Genomic DNA, 22,768 nt, shown 5'->3' with positions numbered 1-22,768 from the left:
CTGTCGGAATAAATATTCAATCATGAAATAAAATTCAGAGGTGGAGCATGAATCCCTATAATTACGATGTTAGCGCGCTGGAGAAGGTCACGCGTGCGGTACGACGCCACATCATTCTGCTTAACGCGAACAGCCCAGCGGGCGGGCATACCGGAGCCGACCTGTCGCAGGTTGAAATCCTGACGGCGCTCTATTTCCGCATCCTCAACGTCTCTCCTGACCGCCTGGACGATGAGCAAAGAGACATTTATATCCAGTCCAAAGGCCACGCCGTCGGCTGTTACTACTGCGTGCTTGCCGAAGCCGGCTTCATTCCGCTGGACTGGCTGGAAACTTACCAGCAGCCAAACTCTCACCTTCCGGGCCATCCGGTAAAACAGAAAACGCCGGGCGTGGAGCTAAACACCGGCGCTCTCGGACATGGCCTGCCCGTTGCCGTTGGGCTGGCATTGGCCGCAAAGAAAAATAACAGCGCGCGCCGCGTCTTTTTAATCACCGGAGATGGTGAGCTTGCGGAAGGGAGTAACTGGGAGGCGGCGCTGGCGGCGGCCCATTACGGCCTGGATAACCTCATTATTATTAACGATAAAAATAATCTTCAGCTGGCGGGGGCCACCAGGGACATCATGAATACCGACCCGCTGGCGGATAAATGGCGTGCCTTTGGTATGGAGGTGACGGAATGTGCGGGGAACGATGTGGGGGCCGTTGTTGGCGCGATTGAGCAGCTTACCCGAAAAGGGAAGCCAAACGTCATTATCGCTCATACCACCAAAGGCGCTGGCGTCTCCTTTATCCAGGGACGGCCAGAGTGGCATCACCGGGTGCCGAAAGGCGACGAGATTGAACTGGCACTGGAGGAACTGAAAGATGCGTAATGCAGAACACCTTGCAAACGTTATGGTACAGGCGTTTATCGATGCCGTAGAGCGCGGCGTTGACCTTATCCCGGTGGTCGCGGATTCCACTTCAACCGCTAAAATTGCCCCCTTTATTAAGAAATACCCCGGGAGAGTAGTCAACGTGGGAATTGCCGAGCAGAGCCTCGTTGGCATGGCCGCCGGGCTGGCGCTGGGGGGGAAAATTGCGGTGACCTGCAACGCCGCGCCTTTCCTCGTTTCCCGCGCCAATGAACAGATAAAGGTAGACGTCTGCTACAACAATACCAACGTTAAGCTGTTTGGCCTGAACGCCGGGGGAAGCTATGGCCCGCTGGCCAGCACGCATCACGCCATCGACGACATCTCCGTGATGCGCGGCTTCGGTAACATTCAGATCTTTGCACCATCCTCCCCGCTGGAGTGCCGTGAGATCATCGATTATGCGCTGGGCTATCAGGGGCCCGTATATATTCGTATGGACGGTAAAGAGCTGCCGGAACTCTACGACGATAATTATGTTTTCGTCCCCGGGGCGGTAAATATGTTGCGCGAGGGTCACGATGTGGCGCTGGTGGCAATGGGATCGACCGTCCACGAAATTGCCGATGCCGCCGCGATGCTTGCCGATGAAGGCATCGAGGTGAAGGTTATCAGCGTGCCTTCTCTTCGTCCCTGCGATACCGCAGCGCTCATGCACGCACTAAGCGACTGCCGGACGGTTATTACCGTTGAAGAACATAACATCAACGGCGGTCTGGGCAGCCTGGTGGCGGAAGTGCTGGCAGAAAATGGGGCAGCGGTAAAACTCAAGCGGCTGGGGATCCCGGATGGAAGCTATGCCGCAGCAGCCGACCGCAGGTTCCTGCGTCACTACCACGGCTTCGACGCCCTGAGCATCGTGGCGCTGGTTAAGAATATGAGTCGGCGCTGAGTTGTTCAGCAGCGCTCTCCGGATGCTGCTCCATGGCCAGCGCGCTTGCGCTGGCAGGATCGAAGAGCGAAAGGCTCTCGATCTGATCCAGCATGATCACTTTCCTGAACCCCATCGCGCTTTTAGGTTCTGAATCCAGAGTAATATCGTGATCGGCATACCATTTGCTGTAGTTATGCTCGATGCACAGATTCATCGTTTTGCCGTCGCGATAGCCGCTCAGCATTGGAATCAGCACGACGTTTGCCGTTTTATCGTATTCCAGCGTAGCGGTGTGGATCATCCCGATATAAATTCGCCTCGACTTCAGCGTCACCAGCGCCAGCTCACCTTCCTCCATGCATTGATAAAGCAGCTGCTCTATGCCGTTTGAACACGCGAGCCGCTTATACAGCTTTTTCCTGCTGTCGCCGTCCAGCCGCGCGCTGCCCGCCCAGTTGGAGCGATAAAGGCAGAAGAGAATGGAGAAGGCCAGCATAATGACCACGGGCGCCTGGATGCCCAGGAAGCTCCAGTTCATAAACTCCATTTGCCAGTCAGCGTAGTCGCCCGGCAAAAGGCGCAGGCCATTGACGGCGGCGGATATCCCCAGCAGCACCAGCCAGATAAGCCCGGTGGCGATGACGCCCTGCAGGACAAAGATGCAGCCATACAGGGCGACGAGAAAATAGACGTCCCAGCCGAAAGAGCGTTTGATTTTGAAACGCGTCGACAGGTCGCGGCTGGTGTACCAGTAGCCGCAGACCATCAGCACCATAAAAATAGCTGTTCCCATATCAGGCTCTCTTTAAGGCGTTAACGTGGCGCAGAAAGTCCTCGCGAACTTCACGGCTTTTGAAATTGACGGATGCGTTGCCATCCTGATCGATGATGATGCGGTCGCCGTCCTCAACGGCTTCAATAATTTCCTGGTGGCTCATGACCTGCAGAAGTGACTCGGGGCTGGAAAAAATGGACGTTAAAAAACGGCGCATGCGGCGGTATCCTCTTTAAACAAACGGATAAGCCTGGTCGAAGAGCGCTTGCTCAACCATAAGGTTATGCTGAAAAGTCCGGATTATCTGCGAGGGGATGCGGTGAGGGCAGGTGCTTCAGGCAGCCGGAAATTCACGGCGGGACCTGAATAAAGCACCTGAGTGACTTATTGATTAATACTCTTGATCGCGATCTTTAGCCGCGCGCTGGCGATCGTAATACTCGTCTTCTGCCGTGATGATCTCGTCGATCAGAGAATCCATATCCACGTCGTGGATCTCCTCCACGAAAAGACCGGTGAGGGCGACTTCCGGCGTCAGCTTGCCATCTTCGTAGAGCGCCCAGATTTCCTTCGCATAGCGCGTTTTCAGTATCTGCGGAGCGAACTGGCCGTAGTAGGCGGTGATGTTGTTAACGTCACGTTCGAACATGGCTTCGGCATGGTTGTTCGCGGCGGCGTCGACGGCCTGCGGCAGGTCGATAATCACCGGGCCCTGCCCATCCAGCAGCACGTTAAATTCGGACAGGTCGCCGTGTACGATGCCAGCGCACAGCATGCGAACAATATTGCGGATCATCGTGTCGAAATCGGCAATGGCCTCTTCTTCTGACAGGGTGACGTCGCTTAGGCGCGGAGCGACCGAGCCTTCGGCATCCGTGACCAGCTCCATCAGCAGCACGCCGTCGATACACAGGTAGGGCTGCGGCACGCGCACGCCAGCTTCGGCAAGGCGGAACAGGGCATCGACTTCTGCCGTTTGCCAGGTCTCTTCCTGCTGCTTGCGGCCGAACTTAGAGCCTTTCTGCATGGCGCGGGCGTTACGGGTATTGCGGACTTTACGTCCTTCCTGATACTGCACGGCCTGCTTGAAGCTACGCTGCGTCGCTTCTTTGTAAACCTTGGCGCACTGGATCTTGTCACCGCACAGCACGGTGTAAACGTCGGCTTCTTTGCCGCTTTTCAGGCGCTGGAGCACGTCGTCTATCAGGCCATCATCGACCAGCGGCTGGATTCTGTTTGGAATTTTCATGCGGGCTTTATACCTTATTTTTGCCGCATTTCGTACCAATAACGAAGGGGATAATAGCCGCTGGCCCCGGCACGACTCTTTACCCGCTATCAGGCCGTTGCGGTAGCCGGACGCGTTGATGCCGACAGGGGATATTCTTCTCCTTCCCCCAGGCGCAGGTTGCTGGTTCTTTTTTGCAGCTCAAATACCTGTTTGTTCAGCACTTCCGAGGAGCCTGCCAGCTCCTCAACGACGGCCACGTTGCTTTGGGTGGCTTTCTCAAGCTCGGAGAGGGCGAGGGTAATCTGCTGAATGCCTTTTTCCTGCTCGTTCGTTGAGATAAATATATGCCCCATCAGCGCGTCGATGGATTCAGAGCCGGAGACGATATCGTGCATATTTTTTTCTGCTTCAGACACCAGGGTAGCCCCCTGCATCACGTTCTGGTTAGTGAGATCGATAAGTGACCTGATGTTCTTGGCCGACTCAGAACTTTTATGCGCCAGGTTTCTGACCTCGCCGGCCACCACGGCAAACCCCTTGCCGTGCTCACCGGCCCGCGCCGCTTCAACGGCGGCATTAAGCGCGAGGATATTGGTCTGGAAGGCAATACTGTCAATGATGCTGATGATTTCCGTCATCTTATTGGCGGAGTCGGTGATGGACGTCATGTTCGTCGTCAGCTTCTGCATCAGATCGCTGCCGTGGTTGGCCGACCGGTGAGCGCCGCTGGTGATATCGCTCAGCTGGCGGGTGCTTTCGGCGTTGTTCCGCGTGCCCGCAGAAATTTGTTCCATGCTGGATGCCGTCTGCATCAGCATTGCCGACTGTTGCTCAGTTTTCACCGACAGCGTTGCGCTCTGCAGCGCCAGCGTTTCGGATATATTCTTGGCCGACTGGGATGACCTGCGGATATCCATCACCAGCGTCGTTATTTCGGCGGAAAGCGTATTGATGCCGGGAATTAATCGCCCCGCGCAGTTACCGCCAAATTCAGGAATATGCACGGATAAATTACCTGAGTTTATCTCGTCTATATTGCTTTTAACCTGGTTGATGGGCCTGACAAGATATATCGTCATATACGACCACAGTGAACCAAGCACAATAACCCAGACGATATTGAGCATCAGCATGATTTTATAATCGGCTGATAAAACAAAGGCTAACAAGTCAACGACTGCAAAAGACAACAACAGGAATAAAGCGATAACGCTTCTGACGCTGGCATTTTTAAGCATGGGGGAAACCTGTAGCTTCTCAGGGGGGTATACTATTTATTATCTATTTTGTCAGGAAAGCCATACTGCCGCGAAGAACAAATTTAAATGTCGATTTAAGCTAACTAAAAGGTTTTTTACCCGGGAGTGCGTGCGGCCTAATTAACATATATAATATATTTATTATTTTATTATGTGATTGCCTGTGATGCGAATCATGAATTCATAATAATTTATTAAAGTTTTCGGTTTGCATAAAAAGAAGGGCGGGTTGATTATCCTTACACTCCGGGATAAGGGATGGGGGAGGTTGGATAAGCGAAGCGCCATCCAACATTTTATCGGCGGATGACGCTGCGCTTATCCGCCCTACAACTGCCATATCAAACCTGTAAAAAAGCCCGCGGGCGGGCTTGATACAACCAGAAGCTTTTATTCCAGCGATTCAGCTTAGCTATAGCGAATTTTTGTTACGCATTGGCCGAACGAGGGGCCGGTGCGTCTGCGCGTCAAAATAGCGGCTCGGCCAGATGGTTTCGGCGGGTACGCCAATCGCTTTACTGATCAACAGTTCCCCTTTCGCCCATGGGCGCACCAGCGCATTGGCAAGCGTTGCGGAGCTTAACCCAGCGGCGCGGGATTCAGCCGCGAGCGAAGTACCTTTCTTATGCAGCGCCGCAATAATATCGGCTTTATGCCAGTCTGGCTGAAAGGGCAGGAAAGTGGGATCGTGAGGTAGTTTCATATATGTCTCCTTGTAGCAGTAATAACTACCACCGGAGCTGCGAAACTCTTTGGGTGGTAGCCCAGACAGGGTTCGCAGTACCGGCCTACAAGGACACCGGCCAGCCCGAAGGCTGCCCTGCCTGAGCCACCATTGATGTTGTTCGTACAGTTTTTGAACTGCGCTAACAACAGGTGTGCAAAGACATTGGCACTCAATGCGTAGCATCAAGTGCATCCCTATAGTTTTTACCAGGCTGCGAAACCCGGCTGCGGATGTTGCCGCAGCGAGCAGACTATATCGTAAAACGAAACCGTTAACCAACCCGGTAACAGAGGGAATGCGAGTTGTTTTCCAAAGATATTTTTTGTGTTGCAGACGTTGCAGCAGATCGGGGAGCTACCTCGGAATATGGGATCTTGTAGGTTGGATAAGCGCAGCGCCATCCAACATTTTATCGGCGGATGACGCTGCGCTTATCCGCCCTACAACAGACACAAAAAAGCCCGCAAGGCTTACGCTGTGCGGGCTTTCAGGACTTCATATCTGGCTCTGGTAACCGTCAACAAAGAATTTTGGGCTGGCGTCCTTGTAATTGGTGGGGGAGGTGGTTGAGTTTGTTGGAGATTTTTGTTTTTTTCGCGAAGGGGAAGGTGCAAAAAGAGTGGTGATGATGTTGATATGGAAAGGATTTTTGTATCTATTTGATTTTTAAGTTGATTGTTGTGGGTGGCATTTGGCGCGTTGGTTGAGGCTCTGGTGGACACTATAGGCTTGTCGTTCGTTTCCTGAAGTGAGCGTTTCTGTCGAATAATTCACTCTCTTGAATTTTCCAGACTGTAGACCATGCTCATCTAATACACACTAACAACCGAAGGCGATACAGGTAGTTGGCCTTTGGTATATCAAATGATGTCCCTCTAACAGTAAGAGAGCACCATGCTTGAACTCCGTCCTAATTGCGAATGCTGGGATAAAGATCTGTCACCTGAATCAAAAGAGGCATACATCTGTTCATTCGAATGCACATTTTGCATCGATTGCGTGACCTAACGGCTTAACGGCCCGTTCCCGAACTGCGGAGGGGGAAGTGGTCAAATTCAAGGTCGGCTATGATTGGCGATAGACAGTATGGGTATTAAGTAGCAGAATCAGGAGACACACAGAGCAGAGCAAAGTGAGAATAAAATCAATGAATAAGGATAAAAAAGAACCAAAGCAGCAACGCCAGTATCGGCTAAAAAAGTCTATCTCTTCCCAAAAAACAACGAAAAGCAAAAAAAAAAAAGATTGCAAAGTCAGCAGCTGAAAAGAATAAAGCTGAAGGCATGACGTTTCTGAAAAGTAGTGCGGAGGGGCATGCAGGAGAATTCTTATTTGCCTATTGGATCTCACGGTATTTTAAATGGCCCTGTCGCTTGCTTGATATAGATATGGGTCTCGATGCACAGGTTGAGATTTATAAAAATGAATTGTCTACAGGTATGTTCATTGGGGTTCAGGTGAAAACCACTTCTCGTAAAATGGAAGATAAATTAGGGGTTCAGATACCGTATAAAAATATAAAATATTGGGGGGATTGTGACTTCCCTATAGTTATCACTTTAATATGTCTAAATGAAGATAATGATGGAGAAGAGCCTGAAATATATTGGAAGCACTTAGATAAAAAACAAATTTCCAAATTAAGCAGTAAAGCATCTAAGAACCTTTCTGGATGCACCTCTGTCACCTTTAGCAAGAATGATGATTATCTTGCTGAATACGCGGACAAACCGAAATGGGTCGATATGTGGATGACTGAAGAGGATAAAAAAATCATTGAGATAGCGAGGAGTGTCAACGATAAATTGTCGGTGTTAGGAAAGAGTATGGAAGAACATGATGATGACTATTCAGGTAGTTCCTATCTGTGTAGTCCAGATCTTTACATTCCCGACTTGAATAATTTACTAAATGATTATGAAAAAATAAACAATTATATCTTATTTAAAAGTCGATTAATTGATCTTAATCCTGATGTTGCAAACTGCATTAGTAACTATAATAAGTACATACAAAAAGCGCTTGATTATTTTGAACTCCTGGTTTGCTCTAGCATAGGAGCATATCCTATTACGGAGGATTTCAATACGTGGGATACTATAAACCCTATTCTAAATCGAATAATTAAAGAGAACTATCCTTACTAAAGATAACTAATGTCTTTATATCATTGGCACAAGCAATACTGTGTATAATAGCTCACAACAAGAGAACTAAATGGTAAAGGATACTAAACCTGGTAGCGCATTAATCAGCGCTATAAAATCTGAATCTGTAGTCGATCTTGGGAAAGAGTATGCCGAGCTAGGCATAGATGCCTTACTTGAGTCTAATGCTCTTGAATCTATACCCTTTGTAAATACTGTAGTTGGTCTGTACAAAGCTGCAGGTCATGTTCGTGACCAGATCTTCACAGATAAGTTTGTTAGATTCTTGACCCCACTATCAGACATGCCTGAAGAAGAGCGTATCGAAATGGCCGAACGGTTGAATGAAGATGATAAATTTGCCGGGAAAGCTGGAGCTAGACTTATTGAAATTATCGACCGTATGGAAAGCGAGAATAAGCCAGAGTTGGCGGCTAATTTCATCAAGGCTTTTGCCAGGAAAGAGGTCGATTTTGATACTCCGAGGCATTTGCTGTTTGCTCTTGAAAGGATTCCGGCCTTTGACATCTGTGAGTTGGCACTGTTTTCGTCTAATAATGGAGTGGGGACGAGAACTAATGGCGATCCTCTTATGGTTGGTTTCGTGGGTGCCGGGTTAGGGATTAATAATGGTGCAACGGATGGTGGCTACATAGTACCGACGCAACTTTGCAGAAGCTTTGTTGAGGCTGGACGGTTGAAAGTAAAAAATGCAAAGAACGATCTCGAAACAATGTTTGATTAGATATGAACGGAGCCATTAGCGCCTCCGTTTACTAACTGCAAGCAGATATTCCCTAAAGACCTGGCCATCGGTGCATATCTCATCTTCGGGTATTCCTGCATGAAGTTTGATTTGTCGGAAGATTTCTAAAAATGAATGGTTCGGTTAAACGGGATACTTACACTTAGCTGTGGGTCCCATTCAGAGTGCCATAAATGATAGTTCTCAGCAATTCTCACTGGACGACAATTTATGTTAAAAGCCCGCAGAGCTTGTGCTGTGCGGGCTTAGTAGACTTCATCGTACTTCTAGCGTCCTTGTAATTGGTGGGGAGGTGGTTGAGTTTGTTGGGGATTTTGATTTTTTTCGCTAAGGGGAAGGCGCAAAAAGAGTGGCGATGATGTTGATATGGAAGGGTTTTTTATGTTGTTGTTTTTTTAATATTATATTTGTGATGCTGAAATTTATTGTATTGATTGATGCTTGCAATAGATGCAAAACGAACAGTTGCAAAGTGCACGATAGGCACGAAGAACAAACTATCTAAAAAAGAATCATGAAACTTGTTGTATTCTATCTTATACAAAGTTGGTACGCCTAACGTAATTCAGTTTAAAATGATAAAGGCTCGCTAAAATGTAACTTTGAAGTGAATTTAACTGAGTAATGGTGATTAAATGGACATTAATAGTAGAGAGTATGCTTTTGTTATATGGATGTTGATAGTTATTGCCCTGCTTTGGTGTAAAAAAGATATTAGAGATTCTTTTTATCAACTTATCAAAACATTTTTCCATAAACAAATTTTGACAGTATTAGGACTTGCGGTTATTTGGACGTCTATTTGTATTGCACTTTTTTATGAAATTGGTGTTTGGAGTACAAATAATCTTAAGACTACTTTGGTATGGGTAATTACATATGCTTTCGTAACAATCTTTGAAACACATAAGATAAAGAATAGCAAATATTATTTTAAATCACAAATCAAAGAAACGATTGGATTAAGTGCTCTACTTACATTTATTCTTGAACTACAAAGTTTTTCCTTTGCTATAGAGTTTATAATTTACCCTATTATACTTTTTTTAGGGTTGCTGGCTGTCGTAGCTAATACGAAAAAAGAAACCGAAAAAATCGGAGCCACAATAAAGGTAGTGTTAGGTATTTTTGTTATATTTTATTTTTCCCATTCATTAGTTGTTTCAATTATGTCGCCTTCGGTAACGTTTTCTTGGAGGAATCTTACTGAGCTTCTGACGCCAGTTTTATTATCATTTTCGTTTATGCCATTTATATATATGCTTTACCTTTATCAATCTTATGAAACTAACTTATTAAGTTTAAAAATATATTTTGACGATGAGGCTCTATTTAATTATGCTAAAAAATTAGCGATTTTATTTTTTAGAACAGATCTTGATGCTCTCAATCGCTGGGTGAGAAATATACATATCAATGAGATTAATACGAAAGAAGGAATTAAGGTAAGTTTAAAAGACGTCAAGTTACGGAAAAAAATAGAATCTAATCCACCGGAAGTGGATAATAAATATGGATGGTCACCATTTTTAGCCAAAGATTTTCTTGTTGGAAAAGGGATTAACACCAATGATTATCATTTCAGTTTTGATACTTGGACATCATGTAGTCAGATGATTGAAATTGGTGCTGATGATTTATTTCGTGATAACGTTGCATATTATATATATGGAGATGAACATGCTGCTAAGAAACTTAAATTACGAGTGCATATAAATAACCCTCCTATATCAAACAGTTCAAAAAATACCATTTCAGTGTTTGTGGAAGAATTAATTTCAAAAGCATTAGGGGATGATAACTTTAATATTGGTGAGCTATTTAGTAAGGTCCCAGTCATGATAAAGAAAGATAATCGTTATGTGTCTTTTACCAAAGAAGATTTTGCAAGCCAGAATGGTGGGTATACTTTAGAAGTTGTTATAGGGGTAGGGGGTGATTATTCACAGGAACATTAAAATACATTATGGGTAGATTGGGTTTTCCTGAGAAATTGGCTTTATCTCAACCCTTGCATTCAGAATGGATACAGTGTAAAAACGGTCAAAATATACTTAAAAGAGAATGCATAAAACTATCTCATTTAAAATTGTCAACTTAATACCTGTTGTTGTGTATAAATCGCTGTGACCTATGTAGTTGTATGGACTTGGTTGATATGAATATAGTAACACATCAAATTAACACATAGTGTTTAGATATGTCTTGCCTCATTCTATTTGCCAATGCCGTGTTTCTTAGGGCATTTAAAGTTAAAGCTTCTACATGACTAAATATTTCATATATTGAATATGAATGAATTGTAAAGTAATAAACACGCCCCACGCCAGGTGAGCGAGTTAGGAAACAGTGTGTTCGAGGGGAGTATTATGGGGGTTCATTCAATATTGAATATGGCGAAATACCTCTCGGCAGGAAAGGCGGGAAAGTTATAGGGGGCTGTCTATAAAGACGGAGTCAGTCCTGTAAGTAATAAAAGATTTCTGGAAATATATTTGAAAATCCAGTTAGTTAGACGTTTTTTAGATATTTTTTTTCATTACCACTATCGTCTCAAAAATGGTGCAACATACCCGATAAATTCATTATGTTGAGTTCGATTTTCTTGCCATCGATACGGATTTGAAGGGGGAGTTTCTCTATGTTCGGAGACAGTAAGAACAAGGCGTTTTTTCGCACGCGAAACCCCCACAAAAAAAGCACAACGCTCCGCATCAGGCTTACCCCAGAATGTTTGATTCTCGACACCTAAAATAATAACCGAATCAAACTCCAGCCCTTTACTTTTGTGTATGGTCAGAATGCGAACAGCCTGGTCATCTACAAAACGTTCTAGAGCCTTAGGTAGATCTGGTTCTATTTGGAGCAACTCTTCAATTCGCGCTTTAGTATCTCGAACTACTTCTCGTAGGCGTGTTGGTGATTCATAATCAGACGATAATGCCATCAGCGTTTCAGAATTGATATGTGTTAATAATGTTTTAACGTTCCCCCACCAACCTGAAAAACGCGAATCAATCAGTTCCGCAATATCGGCTTCTTTGCGCTGCTTTTTAATTAAACGATCAAGCTCTTTTCGCGCGCTGGACTGGATTTCTTCATCGGCAAAGGGAATTAGCTGGTTCATCAGCCGAATCCAGGCTTTGGGTTCCCGCTGGCCGTAGAGGCAGGACAAGTAATCGACAATTAAACGTGCGACCGGTTCAACCGTAATATCCTGCAGTTGCTGTTCGTTACGGAATGGAATACCACGAGCTTCCAGCTCAGCCATAAGATGGTCAGCGTAGAGATCCAACTGTTTGGAGACAAGAATCGCTATTTCAGCTGGCGGAATTCGTTCATTTTCAATCCAGCCATGTATTAAATTCGCCAGATAAACCGCTTCTTCCCGACTGTCGGTAAAATGGTAGGTGTAAACTTCACCTTCATCACCTTCTAACAGCTCATCTGGCATAACAGATGCTGGATCGAGTTGACGAATGATATCGTTCTGTACCTGCAAAAGCCTTGGCTTCGAACGAAAGTTGCGATACATGTTGAGCGGCTCAGCATTGAAGTCACTGGCAAAGGTTTCAAAAATTCCATCCAACGCGCCAGCCCAACCCATAATTTTTTGCTTGGTGTCACCCACTGCGGTGAGACGAAGACGAGTTCCCTGGAATGCAAGCTTGACCAGGTCGTACTGTAAATTCGTACAATCTTGGAATTCATCCAGAAAAACATCGCTATAGGTCTGCCGAATTGCATTCTGAGCCATTCTGGAACATTGCAATATTTTAATCGCCAATGGAACCAGATCGCCAAATTCTATCTCGGTGCGGGAAGGGCCAGATTTACGGTCAACGATGGTGTAATCCGCATCTAACGCATCTTGACCTACAAGCACTGGCCTGAAGCGATCGATAATTCGTTTGGCAAAAGCATGGAAAGTATAGCTATCGAAACGCGAAGCCAAATCCGGCCCACATCGCCGCTGGATACGTTCTTTCAGGTTTCTACTGGCGTCAACTTTGAAGGAGATTGCCAGAATTCGTTTCGGATAACGGCATGTGCCTGTACGCAAAAGAAAATCAGCTCGTTGGGCAAGCATTTCTGTTTTACCTGCTCCAGGCCCTGCGGTGAGCGCAAGACAACACTCACGCTCCTTTACCGCACGTAACGCATTGGGTTCAAGCGTCAAACCATCAGCTGGTAGCCAGTCTTCAACAGCAATCATTCAGGCAACTCCGCGAGTCTTGCAATAACAGCATCGGCCAACCTGCTTAATGACGCAGGCATATTTCCAAGTAATTGCGCATCCGTTAGCTGAGCTAACGCTCCAATGTGTGCTGCTGGTTTGCTGCCAAGTTTAAAGCGCCGGTGATAAGTGCTAAATAACCTCAATTCGTCTTGGCTGTATTGAGATGAATCGTGGTGACTTTTTCCGAGGACTGCCTTGATTGTTGACTCATCTGGTTCTTCTTCAGCAACACCATAGGCTTCGGGATATGCCAGAAGCATGGAGAAATCCAAATCCATTGGCGACGAAAAAAATACTGACCTATTCTCCAATTCAGCAAAAGTATCCTGAGTACCATTATTAAAAAAATGATGAGATCGTACGGGAGTGCCACTATCATCCCATCTTGGAATCAAACAGTTGACAGGAAGAACTCTACCTAGCTCAAATATTGCGAATTGATCATTAACATATTTGACGCGTCCCCAACCTGCTGCGTGGCGAGCTACATCAAGATCAAGCAGTGTTAAATAAGGAATTTGCAACGCTGAGAGTAAACGCCAGAAGTGATTAACGTGTCTCCCACCTAACGGCGCTATCGTTATGGCCGACTCATCAACGGGTGCACCTTTAGCCTGTAACAGGCGTGGCAACACTATCTCTTCGCTATCCCCCTCACCCAGCACAACCAGGCGCGAGAAATAGACCTCCGGAAATGCCTGGACGGCTTCTCGCACAAATTTATGCGCATCATCAGTTTTAGCTGGCAATTTGATGTGGGTAATCCGGGTATTCCTCTCCTCAGTAAGCCGTAAGTAACGAATAAACTCAGGAGCAACACGCCGTAGCATCGATGGTGCGTGGGTGGCAATAAGCGCTTGCGCATCCGCATTTTTCGTCATGGTATTCAAGACGCTGACAATACGCCCTAGGTAATGAGGAGAAAGGCTGTTCTCAGGCTCCTCAACAGCAACCAAAGTAAAGACCGGCGGACGCAATTTATCGGGATCAAAAGAAGTATCTCTCCCGGCAAGTACTGCACTACCTATCGCCTGAGACGACAGTACAAGGGAAAGGTAGAGCATCGACTTTTGGCCATCGCTCAACCGAGAGAAGTCCACCAGTGAACCCTCATGGTCAGGAGCAAATGAGACTGACATATGTCGTAGCAATGCCTCAATCTCGGAAGTTGCAAACGTGATTTTAGGATCGGTGAAAAACGAACCTTTGTGCAGGGAGGCCCAGGTTGTTTGCAGGCTCTCACTAAATGCATTAACGGAAGGATTGGCGGCCAGGCTATCGCTAATCTGATCGGTTAGCTCCCGAATCGCACTGCGTTCATTATCCCAGCGTACAGCCCGGAACAAACGGCCAAGTAATGCGTTTGCCCCATAAGTTATATGGTCCGCTGGATCGCGTCTGGCAGGCAAATAGTGGACCTGAATATGGTTACGATCTGCTCTTGTGACTTGTGGTGTGTTTTGAGGATTACCATCAGCATCAACATCCAGGACATATACCAGATTTTCTTCAATGTCCCCATCCGGTCCCATGGTTGCCGTAAGCCGAAAGCGCACTCGTGGAACACCATCAACTGCATCAAGCCTCATATGCCCAAAATGGGGAGCAACGGTACTGTTATCTTCATCTTCAGCTAATTCCGGAAAGAAAAAGTCAGCTTCTATCCATAACTGGCGTTCATCAGGCGCATTCTCTTCGTTGAAAGGAACATGAAAATCCGAACGCTGAATACGCCGCAAAGCAGGATTAAAAGCAAAAAGCCGACACAGTGCCTGAAGTGCAGCAGTCTTACCCGATCCGTTAGGGCCAATGAGATAAGTAATCTCTTCCAGATTTAACTCGGTCGGTTCCTGTCCAAAGGACTGGAAACCCGATAGGCGAATTGTTTCAAGCTTCATCTTACATCCTTTCTCCATTATGGATGCTCAAGTCATTTGATTCTGATAGCAATTATGGCAGCTGGCAAGGTAATTGGACATCAAACTCAACAGAGCCAAATTCTTTAGACTTTGCTGTACCTTGGAGTAATGCTTTGGACTCCTTAAGACAACATTTTTGTCAATATGGGCAGGAACGGTGTAACCACTGGTCCAAGGATCTGGACGTGGTCAGCCAGCAGTGATGTAAACTGGGTATAGTGTGATAGGAAGCTTGGTTTGTCTTTAGCCGTCCGCATCTCTTCGACGGTGGCTGTTATTGTCTCCGTAACTGATTCGTCACCAATCGAGCGTAAGGCATCCTGTAACTGGCTGAACACTTCGGCGTGGGTATCTGTGTTGTTGGTTTCTTGGGATACGTGATGACTGGCTGTTGCTATGTTGTTACCGTTGCCAGTGATATACGTATTGAACACCTGTTGTACCTTTTCTTGTGGAATTGGCAGGGTATTGACCGAAGCCTCACCTGCTTTCGGGTTCTCCGCTTCGATTTTGAGTGAGAAATCCAAAATTTTAGTCCTTATGATGTCAATAATGCCGATAAGTTGGTTTATCGGTATATCCTTCCAAGCTCTGAGGCAACTCATTCCGACGTAAATCTTATTATTGAAGCTGGCTGCGAGACGTAGATCCAGTGGGAGATGAACTGCATAAGGCGAATCAGCAATTAATGAATTGATTGATGCTACAGAGAGTTGCATGTTGCAAGTAAATAGCGACTTTCGATGTTGCTCTGGCACGCAACCTTCGTGTATTTCACATTCGGGGATTCTTCTTCCGGGGTAACCAGAAAACTCACCACAGATTCGAACGGCAAAAACGCGATATTCTGGAAGCGTTGAGCGATCAGGGTAACCGTTTAACTCAAAACTAAGCCATTGCTTAAACTCTGGGTTACCAAGCTTGTTTGCTAAAATCATGCACTTACGTAGCAAAGAAGGAAGATCAAACTCGGGGTCGGTTGCTGCCTGCTGAATTTCACGTAATAGGGACATAACGTTATGCCTGGATGAATAACCATCTAATCGTATCCCGTTGAATTGGCGAAGTATGAGGTATACGTGCTACAGAGCGCACTGGAAGCGCTGTGATGCGTTTAACGTAAGCGTCAGATAATAGACAGGCTAGCTGTAGCAGCACGAGCCTGGCTGGAGGGCCTCATTCCAGGCAATAAGCCAGCTACAACTAGGGTTAATTTTGCAACGCACGATCATAACTCCATCATCGTTGCCATCAGAATGGCTGTTGATGCTTACCTCTATCTGCGAGCTGATGCTCTGCCAGAAAATATCGCAGATGATGCGGCGCGACGGGCGGTCCTTGCCATGCTGAAAGAGGATTCTGACAGGCGGGAATTCCATTCTTCCGGTCGCTTACGCGGCCGGAGTAAAAGCATCACGGAAGTTACTGCCAATTTACTAATCTCGAGGTGGAAAAATATCGACAAAACGATATGTTGTAGTTATAAAATCTAAAAATCGTTTAGCCTGCATGTCACGTTTCTTGAGGTTCGTCGTATTTGCTAAGAGCGCTTTGACATCTACCAAAGGTTTATGCCGCGGCTAAGTCATATACGGCAGTCTGTTGGGTTTGACAAACCATTAAATATTTTAGGAGTAAAATTGGAAAGAATTCTGAATAAATTTGGTTATTTCAAAAGAAAGAAACCAGTAAGGCAATACAATAAAATTGAGTATAGGACCCCATGCGATCCTAAAGAAAACAGCCAGCGCCTTATTGAACTCACAGTACAAGGCAATGAATGGGCTAGAAACAAAGGAGAAGCTGATTACCAGCTTATAGGTATGTTCTTCACAATCGTGCTTCTTATTGAGCACAAAATGATAAACCTTTTAACAGTTATTGATGAGTCCATTGAAAGCAGAATGCTTGGTGAAAAAATAGATATCTTCAAAGATTTTATAAGGATGTATCAGCCAGAAGAAGATGAAAACATAGAGGCGTATCGTTTACTGATACAGCCTCTAAAAGAAATAAAGAGCATTCGGAATTCAATGGCTCACGATATCACACAGCCTATATTTGGTTATGGTTCACTTAAGCAAGTTGATTCTTATGTTAAGAAAATACGACCTGACATGCATGCACTCCTAAAAAATTGCGAAGATGAAAAAGCCAAATGTATTGGTCTGCTAACAACGTTTGGATTTATATTTTCTTTTGAAATAGCAAAGCTTCGGATAGGCATCGAACACTAAGAGTATAATTCATTCAAATTGCTCCCTGTGGCCACTTGGGAGGCCTAACTTGCCAAGTCCCAGTTGATCCCTGCATGATAAAGTCAGTATTACAATCATGGGTGAGTTTCCACTTTTTGCTCAAACCTGCCCATGCTCTCTAATAATAACTGCACCTTATCCAGCTTGCGGGGTTAAGGGCTTGAGCAACCTGACATAGCAGCTAGGCACAGTCCTTGAAGGTAATGGCTGTCTCGGGTGTAGTTCTAGCACTACGGCAGTTACCGTAAAAATAGATCGGAAGATGCCATGTCAATCTGATTTTTTATAATTTTATGATAATAAAAGATTTTATCATTATGAAACTGTATGGGGTGCTCATGAGCACCAGAAGGTTTCCGGAGAATGTCACAGCTAGAAGGATTACTAAATGAGTAGTGAACCCAATGCTTACGTATACGCAGCAATGGTGTTTTACATCTCAGGTGAGGCTTTCATGGATAATTATCCAGAAATGCCGCCCGCAAAGGCTCGCTTAAGCGAGCCTTTGCGGGCGTAGATTTTAATTGTTCTGATGGTTCAAACCACGCTATCTCCGCCGTACCTAAAATACTTAAACGAACAGAATTGGGTATGCAGAATGATCTAATGCACCATGCGGAATGTTACTCTGATGCCGGATGCTGCTCCTCAGGATCCAGAAACGAAAAAACATGCCAGTTCTTCAAGGCAAGAAGAAAATCAGGAAGGGCTGGAGGCGCTAAACGAAACGAATTAACAGCCGCAATGGCGCACTTCCCTCCCATACCCTTAAAGGCCTTTAAAGGCTCGCTAAAGCGAGCTTTTGCGGGCGTAGTATTATTCGAGCCAAAGTTGGCTGAAATCCGGCCATCCCAGCGTATTTAAATCGCGCCAGGTAAATGACTTCTCGGTCGCAAATTCCATCCAGTGATGCAGCAAAGGAATGACATTTCGCTGGTGGGTCATCTCATGGAAAAAGGTGGCAATGGTTGCGAAGGCCTGTTCATCATCGCTGTTCAGAATAGTCGGCAACAGCGCGTTCAGGTTTTGTCGCTGGGCTTCAGGCAAACGCGTAAATAGCGTGGTGGACGCCAACCATTCCAGAAACGCCGGAACCGAAAGGGTATCGAGCATAAAGTTGCTGAGCCAGATGTCCGCAGGGGGGCGCGGCTGGCTGTTAAAGTTGTCAAATGCGTCGATCCGTATTTCGGCGCGAATATGCCAGCGTTCAAGCAGGATGCGAATCGCCCCGGCAAGTTCCACCAGTTCCGGCTGCTGAAAGGTGCTGATGATCAGCGGCTGACGCAGGTTAAACGGCGCGGTGATCCCGCCAAAATCCACCGGGCGGTGGTTCCATTGCGGCAGCATGCCCTGAGCAACGGAGAGGATGCGCGCATATTCGTCGGGAAGCTGCGTCTGGCTGAGGAGTTCAACAGGTTGCAGCAGGTAATTGATAAACCGTCTTCCGGCATCGTCCGCAAATGCCCCATCACTGTCGAGCAGCACAAAGCAGCACCCCTGCTCCAGACTACGCTCGTTGAGCGGGCGGTCATCATGCGCCTCCTCACCCCGCAGCAGGGGAATAAAGCTCATGCTGATATGCTCCGGTGCCCAGGTGAAAATGGTGATCTCATCCAGTCCGGGCCTCGCCTGGTGCCAGTGTTGATTACGCCGCAGGACCATAAAGTTGTCGCTGTGCTCCTGCAGGTGGAAAGCGCCGGTACAGCGGATGTGACCGTGCTGGTAATCGAATAGCATCGTTGGCTGGGTGGCGAGCAGGCAGTCGAGTCGCTTGACTGGATGATGCGTTTCAATCGCCAAATGCCAGGGGGCGTCAGCGGTGATGTTTTTGATTGGGCTGAAAAGCGGTGCGAACTGCGGGCTCTGGCTGGCGGCGAGCAGGCAGCGCTGAACGGCACTGGCATCCAGTTCGCTGCCATCGGCAAAGCGGGCGGTAGATTTCAGCCAGAACTCCCAGTGGGTAAAGTCCTCGTCATGGGTCCAGTAGTGGGCAATATCGGGGACGATCCTGCCCTGAACGGCGTCATAGCGCGTCAGCCCGCTCAGGCACTGGCGCAGGAGGTGGCGTTCGGTCCGCCGCAGGGGAACGAGTGGATTGAGAGGGTCCAGATTGCGGTAGTAGGGAATGCGCACCCGCGTTTCGCTGCTTTTATCCTGTACCCCAAATCGCCACAGGCTCAGGCGATCCAGCAGATACTTGTCGTTGCCGATAAAGCGCAGCACGTTGCCGTAATCCTGCTTCTCCAGCAGCTTATTGACGTTCTGGCTGAATAGCTTTTCCGGTGAGGTTAACAGGTGGAGCCGTGAGCGCTTGCCGCGTCCGCGCTGGGGCTGCCAGTCGAGCCATTTTTCCTGATGCATCTTTTTCAGCGCAATCCGGCAGTTACGCACCGAACAGCCGAAGATGGCGGCGATCTCCTGCATCTGTAATTCGTGCGTTTGACCTGCACCGTAGCGGGCGTGCAGCCTGCGAAAATGCGCCTCGAAGATACTCATGTGATGGCCTCCCGCCGAACTCGATTTCCTCTTTTATCCCTTTCTGATGGCTTCTGGCGTGATTGTCCTCATAAATTTTCCGGTTTTAAGCGAAAACCGGAAATAACTTTCGTCGTCGATTGCTGTTTTTTTAATCACCTCCGGTTCGGATACTGAAGGTGTTCGGAGCAGAACCTGCTGTTGTGCGAATCCCTGTCATAAAGACGCGCTCAGGAGATCGAGATGAAAAGATTCAACCTTCTGCAAATGTTACAAAGCATCGGGCGATCGTTAATGATCCCCATTGCCATGCTGCCTGCCGCCGGTATTTTGCTGGCCTTCGGCGTCAGCTTTCAGGATCCCAATATTGTCGCCAGCCTGCCGTTTCTCGGCGCTGACTGGCTGGTTCACGTGCTGAAGCTGATGGCGGAAGCGGGCAGCGCGATTTTCGCTAACCTGCCGCTGCTGTTTGCGGTCGGCGTGGCGGTAGGGCTCAGTGACGATCAGGGCATTGCCGGGCTATCGGCGATCGCCGGTTTTTTGATTATGAACGTCACCATCGGCCAGTTTCTGGGGATTACGCCCGAGTCGGTGGCGCAGGTACATGATTACACGATGGTGCTGGGCATCCCTTCGCTGCAGACCGGCGTGTTTGGCGGCATCATTATCGGGATAATCGCCGCCTGGCTGTATAAACGCTATTACCGCATCCAGCTTCCGGCATGGCTGGAATTCTTTTCCGGCAAGCGCTTCGTGCCGATAGTCACTTCCTTCGCCGCGCTGTTTGTCGGGCTGGTGATGGCGGTGGTCTGGCCGCCGGTTCAGCATCTGATTAATGGCCTGTCGAATACCATGACGGTGCAGGGGCCGGGCGTGTCCGCCTTCCTGTTCGGTTTTGTCGAGCGGCTGCTGATCCCGTTTGGTCTTAACCATGTCTGGTGGCCGACGTTCTGGCTGCAGTTTGGCGAGTACGTGAACAAGGCCGGGCAGGTGGTGCATGGCGACCAGCTTATCTTCTTTGCACAGTTGAAAGACCAGGTGCCGATTACCGCCGGAACCTTTATGGCCGGGCTGACGCCTATCAAGATGTTCTGTATTCCGGCGATTGCGCTGGCGATTTACCGCTGCGCCAGCCCGGAAAATAAAGCGCGGGTGAAGGGCATTATGCTCTCTGGCGCGATCACTTCCATCGTCTGCGGCATCACCGAGCCGATTGAGTTCTCCTTCCTGTTTGTCGCGCCCGTGCTGTATGGCATTCACGCCGTCCTGGCGGGGCTGGTGTTCCTGCTGATGGAGTGGTTCAGCGTACACATCGGGCTCTCTTTCTCCGGCGGGCTTATCGACTACCTCTTCTTTGGCGTCCTGCCGCGCGCGCCTCACTGGTACATGGTGTTCCCGGTCGGGCTGGTAATGGGAGCGCTGTACTACGCCCTGTTTACCTTTGCTATTCGCCGCTGGAATTTGCTGACGCCGGGACGTGAGGTTGAAGAAAGCGTTGTGGCGCAGGAAAGCGAACAGAACGACCTGGTGAGCGGCATCATTCTGGCCTATGGCGGACTGGGAAATATGACCAGCATCGAGGCCTGCATGTCGCGTCTGCGCATTGACGTGACGGATAAGACGCTGGTGGACAAAGCGCTGCTGAAACGGCTTGGCGCGGCGGGCGTCGTCGAGGTCGGGAACAATATTCAGAGCGTCTTTGGCATGAAATCCGATCGGCTCAAAGAGGCGATCCGTGCAGCTAACACGTATACACAGGAGGCAAAATGAAACAGTTACACCACAGCGGCCTGCCGCTGTATCTCGATGACGACGACGTAATGGCGCTGAAACCGCCGCTAAACTATCTCGGCTTTGGCCGCAAAAGCGCCGGGCAGATGGCGGTGGTTTTACCGGAGTTCACCGAAGGGCTGCGTGATGAACCGGCTTACGATGTTTATCGCGGGCTCAGCTTTGCGGAGGATCAGGAACGGCTTGCTGCTGACCAGTATCAGTACGACATCACCATCATCATGCCGGGAACGATTGGCAAGGAGCGCAAGAAAACCAGCGGTCACTATCATGGCTATAACGATACGCGGCGCAACACCCATCCGGAAGTGTATGAGGTGATTAAGGGCACTGCGGCGTATATCCTGCAAAAGTCGCCGGATTTTGCCGTCGCGCCAAAAGATCTGCTGGTGGACGATCTTATCGTGGCCGTCGTGAAGGAGGGGCAAAGCATTATCGTGCCGCCGAATTATGGCCACTGCTCCATCAATATCGGCGACGGGCCGCTGGTGTTCAGCAACCTGGCGTATAAACCCTGCGCGGTTCACTACGACACGGTGCAGTTTTACCACGGTATGGCCTGCTACATCGTGGAAGAGAACGGGCAGCTATGCGTGCGTAAAAATCATTACTACCCGCATATTCCGCACATCAAATTCGCCACCGTCAAAGAGAATCCGCATCTTGGCATCACCTTCGATACGCCACTTTACCAGCGCTATCGCGCCGCGCCGGAACGTTTCCATTTTCTGGGGCATGTCGATAACTATGTCCGGGAAATCATGGGGATGCTCGAGTATCAGGATGATCTATTCCCGCTCAGTCAGGAGGACGCATGATGGAAACGCAATCTGTTGCAGGCGTCGCCTGTACTGACCTATATCAGGCGATGGCGCGGATAGATGGCGCTGCGCTCGCGCGTCTGGAGCAGGCCATTGCTGAAGCGAACGCCATATTTGTTTTTGGCGCAGGGCGCTCGCTGTTAATGCTGAAAGCTTTTGCGATGCGTCTGATGCATATCGGCCTGAATGTGCATGTGGTCGGCGATGTGGTCACGCCTGCGCTGCAAAAAGGCGATCTGCTGCTTCTGGCCAGCGCATCGGGTGAAACGGCTTCGCTGGTGAATGTGGCTACAAAAGCGAAGCAACTGGGCGGCACAGTGGCCTTGCTGACCATTTTCCCCGAGTCCACGCTGGGGAAACTGGCGGAGGTGGTGATCAGGATCCCTGCCTATACCGACAAACTGCCGGATGGACCTGAGAATGTGAAAGGCATTCTGCCCGGCGGCAGCCTGTTTGAAGAGGCGGTCATGGTGCTGGGTGACGCTATGATAGTGAATCTGGCGCAGTCGACGGGATATCGCTTAACCAAAGGTTTTGCGCTGCACGCCAACCTCGAATAAGTCAT

At 48.1% G+C, this 22,768-nt stretch carries 19 protein-coding genes and 2 pseudogenes; 11 read left to right on the top strand and 10 right to left on the bottom strand.

Translation table 11 applies throughout. From position 1 onward, the window contains the following. Positions 1-47: 47 nt before the first annotated feature. Both AAE045_RS00265 and AAE045_RS00260 read left to right on the top strand, forming a co-directional pair. Positions 48-878 (top strand): transketolase, encoded by an 831-nt coding sequence (locus tag AAE045_RS00265; RefSeq protein WP_455545984.1) that lies wholly within the window; start codon positions 48-50, stop codon positions 876-878. Then, positions 871-1,812 carry a transketolase family protein gene (locus AAE045_RS00260; protein WP_455545983.1) on the top strand — a complete coding sequence of 314 codons (942 nt, stop codon included), beginning with the start codon at positions 871-873 and terminating at the stop codon, positions 1,810-1,812. The genes AAE045_RS00265 and AAE045_RS00260 overlap by 8 nt, the downstream gene beginning before the upstream one ends. Here AAE045_RS00260 and AAE045_RS00255 read toward each other — a convergent pair. The 6 genes from AAE045_RS00255 to AAE045_RS00230 all read right to left on the bottom strand — a co-directional run bounded on the left by AAE045_RS00255 (position 1,790) and on the right by AAE045_RS00230 (position 5,895). After that, positions 1,790-2,587, bottom strand: a complete 798-nt coding sequence (locus tag AAE045_RS00255; RefSeq protein ID WP_455545982.1) for a hypothetical protein — start codon at positions 2,585-2,587, stop codon at positions 1,790-1,792. The genes AAE045_RS00260 and AAE045_RS00255 overlap by 23 nt on opposite strands. A 1-nt stretch (position 2,588) precedes the next feature. After that, positions 2,589-2,786, bottom strand: a complete 198-nt coding sequence (locus AAE045_RS00250; protein WP_455425491.1) for a hypothetical protein — start codon at positions 2,784-2,786, stop codon at positions 2,589-2,591. Positions 2,787-2,960: 174 nt separating this feature from the next. Continuing rightward, positions 2,961-3,818, bottom strand: coding sequence for a PA4780 family RIO1-like protein kinase (locus AAE045_RS00245; protein WP_455545981.1), 858 nt, complete (start codon positions 3,816-3,818; stop codon positions 2,961-2,963). An 89-nt stretch (positions 3,819-3,907) separates the two neighbouring features. Continuing rightward, positions 3,908-5,038, bottom strand: a complete 1,131-nt coding sequence (locus AAE045_RS00240) for a methyl-accepting chemotaxis protein (RefSeq protein WP_455545980.1) — start codon at positions 5,036-5,038, stop codon at positions 3,908-3,910. Between the two features lie 433 nt (positions 5,039-5,471). Further along, positions 5,472-5,762 (bottom strand): helix-turn-helix domain-containing protein, encoded by a 291-nt coding sequence (locus AAE045_RS00235; protein WP_271131009.1) that lies wholly within the window; start codon positions 5,760-5,762, stop codon positions 5,472-5,474. Positions 5,763-5,847: 85 nt separating this feature from the next. Next, complete coding sequence (locus AAE045_RS00230) at positions 5,848-5,895, bottom strand: ash family protein (protein WP_095925836.1); 48 nt, start codon at positions 5,893-5,895, stop codon at positions 5,848-5,850. 785 nt (positions 5,896-6,680) lie between these two features. Here AAE045_RS00230 and AAE045_RS00225 point away from each other — a divergent pair. The 4 genes and pseudogenes from AAE045_RS00225 to AAE045_RS00210 form a co-directional block, all read left to right on the top strand. Continuing rightward, a pseudogene (locus tag AAE045_RS00225) lies at positions 6,681-6,791 on the top strand (DUF1272 domain-containing protein); the annotation flags it as partial. Positions 6,792-7,069: 278 nt separating this feature from the next. Then, positions 7,070-7,933 carry a DUF4365 domain-containing protein gene (locus tag AAE045_RS00220; RefSeq protein ID WP_455545979.1) on the top strand — a complete coding sequence of 288 codons (864 nt, stop codon included), beginning with the start codon at positions 7,070-7,072 and terminating at the stop codon, positions 7,931-7,933. 70 nt (positions 7,934-8,003) lie between these two features. Beyond that, the gene (locus AAE045_RS00215) at positions 8,004-8,678 is read left to right on the top strand and encodes a hypothetical protein (protein ID WP_455545978.1); all 675 of its coding nucleotides are present in this window, start codon (positions 8,004-8,006) and stop codon (positions 8,676-8,678) included. Between the two features lie 695 nt (positions 8,679-9,373). Next, entirely contained in the window at positions 9,374-10,657 is a 1,284-nt protein-coding gene (locus AAE045_RS00210; protein ID WP_455546561.1) for a hypothetical protein, read from the top strand. Positions 10,658-11,244: 587 nt separating this feature from the next. On the opposite strand, the gene AAE045_RS00205 is transcribed toward AAE045_RS00210, so the two are convergent. The 3 genes from AAE045_RS00205 to AAE045_RS00195 all read right to left on the bottom strand — a co-directional run bounded on the left by AAE045_RS00205 (position 11,245) and on the right by AAE045_RS00195 (position 15,871). Then, complete coding sequence (locus AAE045_RS00205; RefSeq protein WP_455545977.1) at positions 11,245-12,915, bottom strand: UvrD-helicase domain-containing protein; 1,671 nt, start codon at positions 12,913-12,915, stop codon at positions 11,245-11,247. Then, positions 12,912-14,837, bottom strand: coding sequence for an ATP-dependent nuclease (locus AAE045_RS00200; RefSeq protein WP_455545976.1), 1,926 nt, complete (start codon positions 14,835-14,837; stop codon positions 12,912-12,914). The genes AAE045_RS00205 and AAE045_RS00200 overlap by 4 nt, the downstream gene beginning before the upstream one ends. A 143-nt stretch (positions 14,838-14,980) precedes the next feature. After that, complete coding sequence (locus AAE045_RS00195) at positions 14,981-15,871, bottom strand: AbiTii domain-containing protein (protein WP_097497847.1); 891 nt, start codon at positions 15,869-15,871, stop codon at positions 14,981-14,983. A 204-nt stretch (positions 15,872-16,075) separates the two neighbouring features. Between AAE045_RS00195 and AAE045_RS00190 the strand changes: the two are divergent. Both AAE045_RS00190 and AAE045_RS00185 read left to right on the top strand, forming a co-directional pair. Further along, positions 16,076-16,225 (top strand): annotated as a pseudogene (locus tag AAE045_RS00190) (nucleotidyltransferase domain-containing protein); the annotation flags it as partial. Positions 16,226-16,498: 273 nt separating this feature from the next. After that, positions 16,499-17,095, top strand: coding sequence for a hypothetical protein (locus AAE045_RS00185; protein ID WP_455545975.1), 597 nt, complete (start codon positions 16,499-16,501; stop codon positions 17,093-17,095). 837 nt (positions 17,096-17,932) lie between these two features. Here AAE045_RS00185 and AAE045_RS00180 read toward each other — a convergent pair. Continuing rightward, positions 17,933-19,612, bottom strand: coding sequence for an SgrR family transcriptional regulator (locus tag AAE045_RS00180; protein WP_455545974.1), 1,680 nt, complete (start codon positions 19,610-19,612; stop codon positions 17,933-17,935). Positions 19,613-19,834: 222 nt separating this feature from the next. On the opposite strand from AAE045_RS00180, the gene ptsG reads away from it, so the two are divergent. From ptsG to hxlB, 3 genes are read left to right on the top strand one after another with little or no spacing between them, the layout of a single operon-like run. Continuing rightward, positions 19,835-21,361 (top strand): glucose-specific PTS transporter subunit IIBC, encoded by a 1,527-nt coding sequence (gene ptsG / locus AAE045_RS00175; RefSeq protein WP_455545973.1) that lies wholly within the window; start codon positions 19,835-19,837, stop codon positions 21,359-21,361. Continuing rightward, positions 21,358-22,200 (top strand): glucose-6-phosphate isomerase family protein, encoded by an 843-nt coding sequence (locus AAE045_RS00170; RefSeq protein WP_455545972.1) that lies wholly within the window; start codon positions 21,358-21,360, stop codon positions 22,198-22,200. The genes ptsG and AAE045_RS00170 overlap by 4 nt, the downstream gene beginning before the upstream one ends. Beyond that, positions 22,200-22,763, top strand: a complete 564-nt coding sequence (hxlB, locus tag AAE045_RS00165; protein ID WP_455546560.1) for a 6-phospho-3-hexuloisomerase — start codon at positions 22,200-22,202, stop codon at positions 22,761-22,763. Before AAE045_RS00170 ends, hxlB begins: the two co-directional genes overlap by 1 nt. The last annotated feature ends 5 nt before the right edge of the window (positions 22,764-22,768 follow it).

It is taken from the genome of Dryocola clanedunensis, from assembly GCF_038405435.1.
GTDB classification, from domain to species: domain Bacteria; phylum Pseudomonadota; class Gammaproteobacteria; order Enterobacterales; family Enterobacteriaceae; genus Dryocola; species Dryocola clanedunensis_A.
This window is presented reverse-complemented; position numbering and strand designations above follow the sequence as displayed.

Bases quoted from the DNA above. Each gene is read 5' to 3' on its own strand.
- ptsG (WP_455545973.1), top strand. From the start codon at position 19,835: ATGAAAAGATTCAACCTTCTGCAAATGTTACAAAGCATCGGGCGATCG.
- AAE045_RS00265 (WP_455545984.1), top strand. From the start codon at position 48: ATGAATCCCTATAATTACGATGTTAGCGCGCTGGAGAAGGTCACGCGT.
- AAE045_RS00180 (WP_455545974.1), bottom strand. From the start codon at position 19,612: ATGAGTATCTTCGAGGCGCATTTTCGCAGGCTGCACGCCCGCTACGGT.
- AAE045_RS00220 (WP_455545979.1), top strand. From the start codon at position 7,070: ATGACGTTTCTGAAAAGTAGTGCGGAGGGGCATGCAGGAGAATTCTTA.
- hxlB (WP_455546560.1), top strand. From the start codon at position 22,200: ATGGAAACGCAATCTGTTGCAGGCGTCGCCTGTACTGACCTATATCAG.
- AAE045_RS00200 (WP_455545976.1), bottom strand. From the start codon at position 14,837: ATGAAGCTTGAAACAATTCGCCTATCGGGTTTCCAGTCCTTTGGACAG.
- AAE045_RS00210 (WP_455546561.1), top strand. From the start codon at position 9,374: ATGTTGATAGTTATTGCCCTGCTTTGGTGTAAAAAAGATATTAGAGAT.
- AAE045_RS00195 (WP_097497847.1), bottom strand. From the start codon at position 15,871: ATGTCCCTATTACGTGAAATTCAGCAGGCAGCAACCGACCCCGAGTTT.
- AAE045_RS00250 (WP_455425491.1), bottom strand. From the start codon at position 2,786: ATGCGCCGTTTTTTAACGTCCATTTTTTCCAGCCCCGAGTCACTTCTG.
- AAE045_RS00215 (WP_455545978.1), top strand. From the start codon at position 8,004: ATGGTAAAGGATACTAAACCTGGTAGCGCATTAATCAGCGCTATAAAA.
- AAE045_RS00205 (WP_455545977.1), bottom strand. From the start codon at position 12,915: ATGATTGCTGTTGAAGACTGGCTACCAGCTGATGGTTTGACGCTTGAA.
- AAE045_RS00245 (WP_455545981.1), bottom strand. From the start codon at position 3,818: ATGAAAATTCCAAACAGAATCCAGCCGCTGGTCGATGATGGCCTGATA.
- AAE045_RS00260 (WP_455545983.1), top strand. From the start codon at position 871: ATGCGTAATGCAGAACACCTTGCAAACGTTATGGTACAGGCGTTTATC.
- AAE045_RS00235 (WP_271131009.1), bottom strand. From the start codon at position 5,762: ATGAAACTACCTCACGATCCCACTTTCCTGCCCTTTCAGCCAGACTGG.
- AAE045_RS00240 (WP_455545980.1), bottom strand. From the start codon at position 5,038: ATGCTTAAAAATGCCAGCGTCAGAAGCGTTATCGCTTTATTCCTGTTG.
- AAE045_RS00255 (WP_455545982.1), bottom strand. From the start codon at position 2,587: ATGGGAACAGCTATTTTTATGGTGCTGATGGTCTGCGGCTACTGGTAC.
- AAE045_RS00170 (WP_455545972.1), top strand. From the start codon at position 21,358: ATGAAACAGTTACACCACAGCGGCCTGCCGCTGTATCTCGATGACGAC.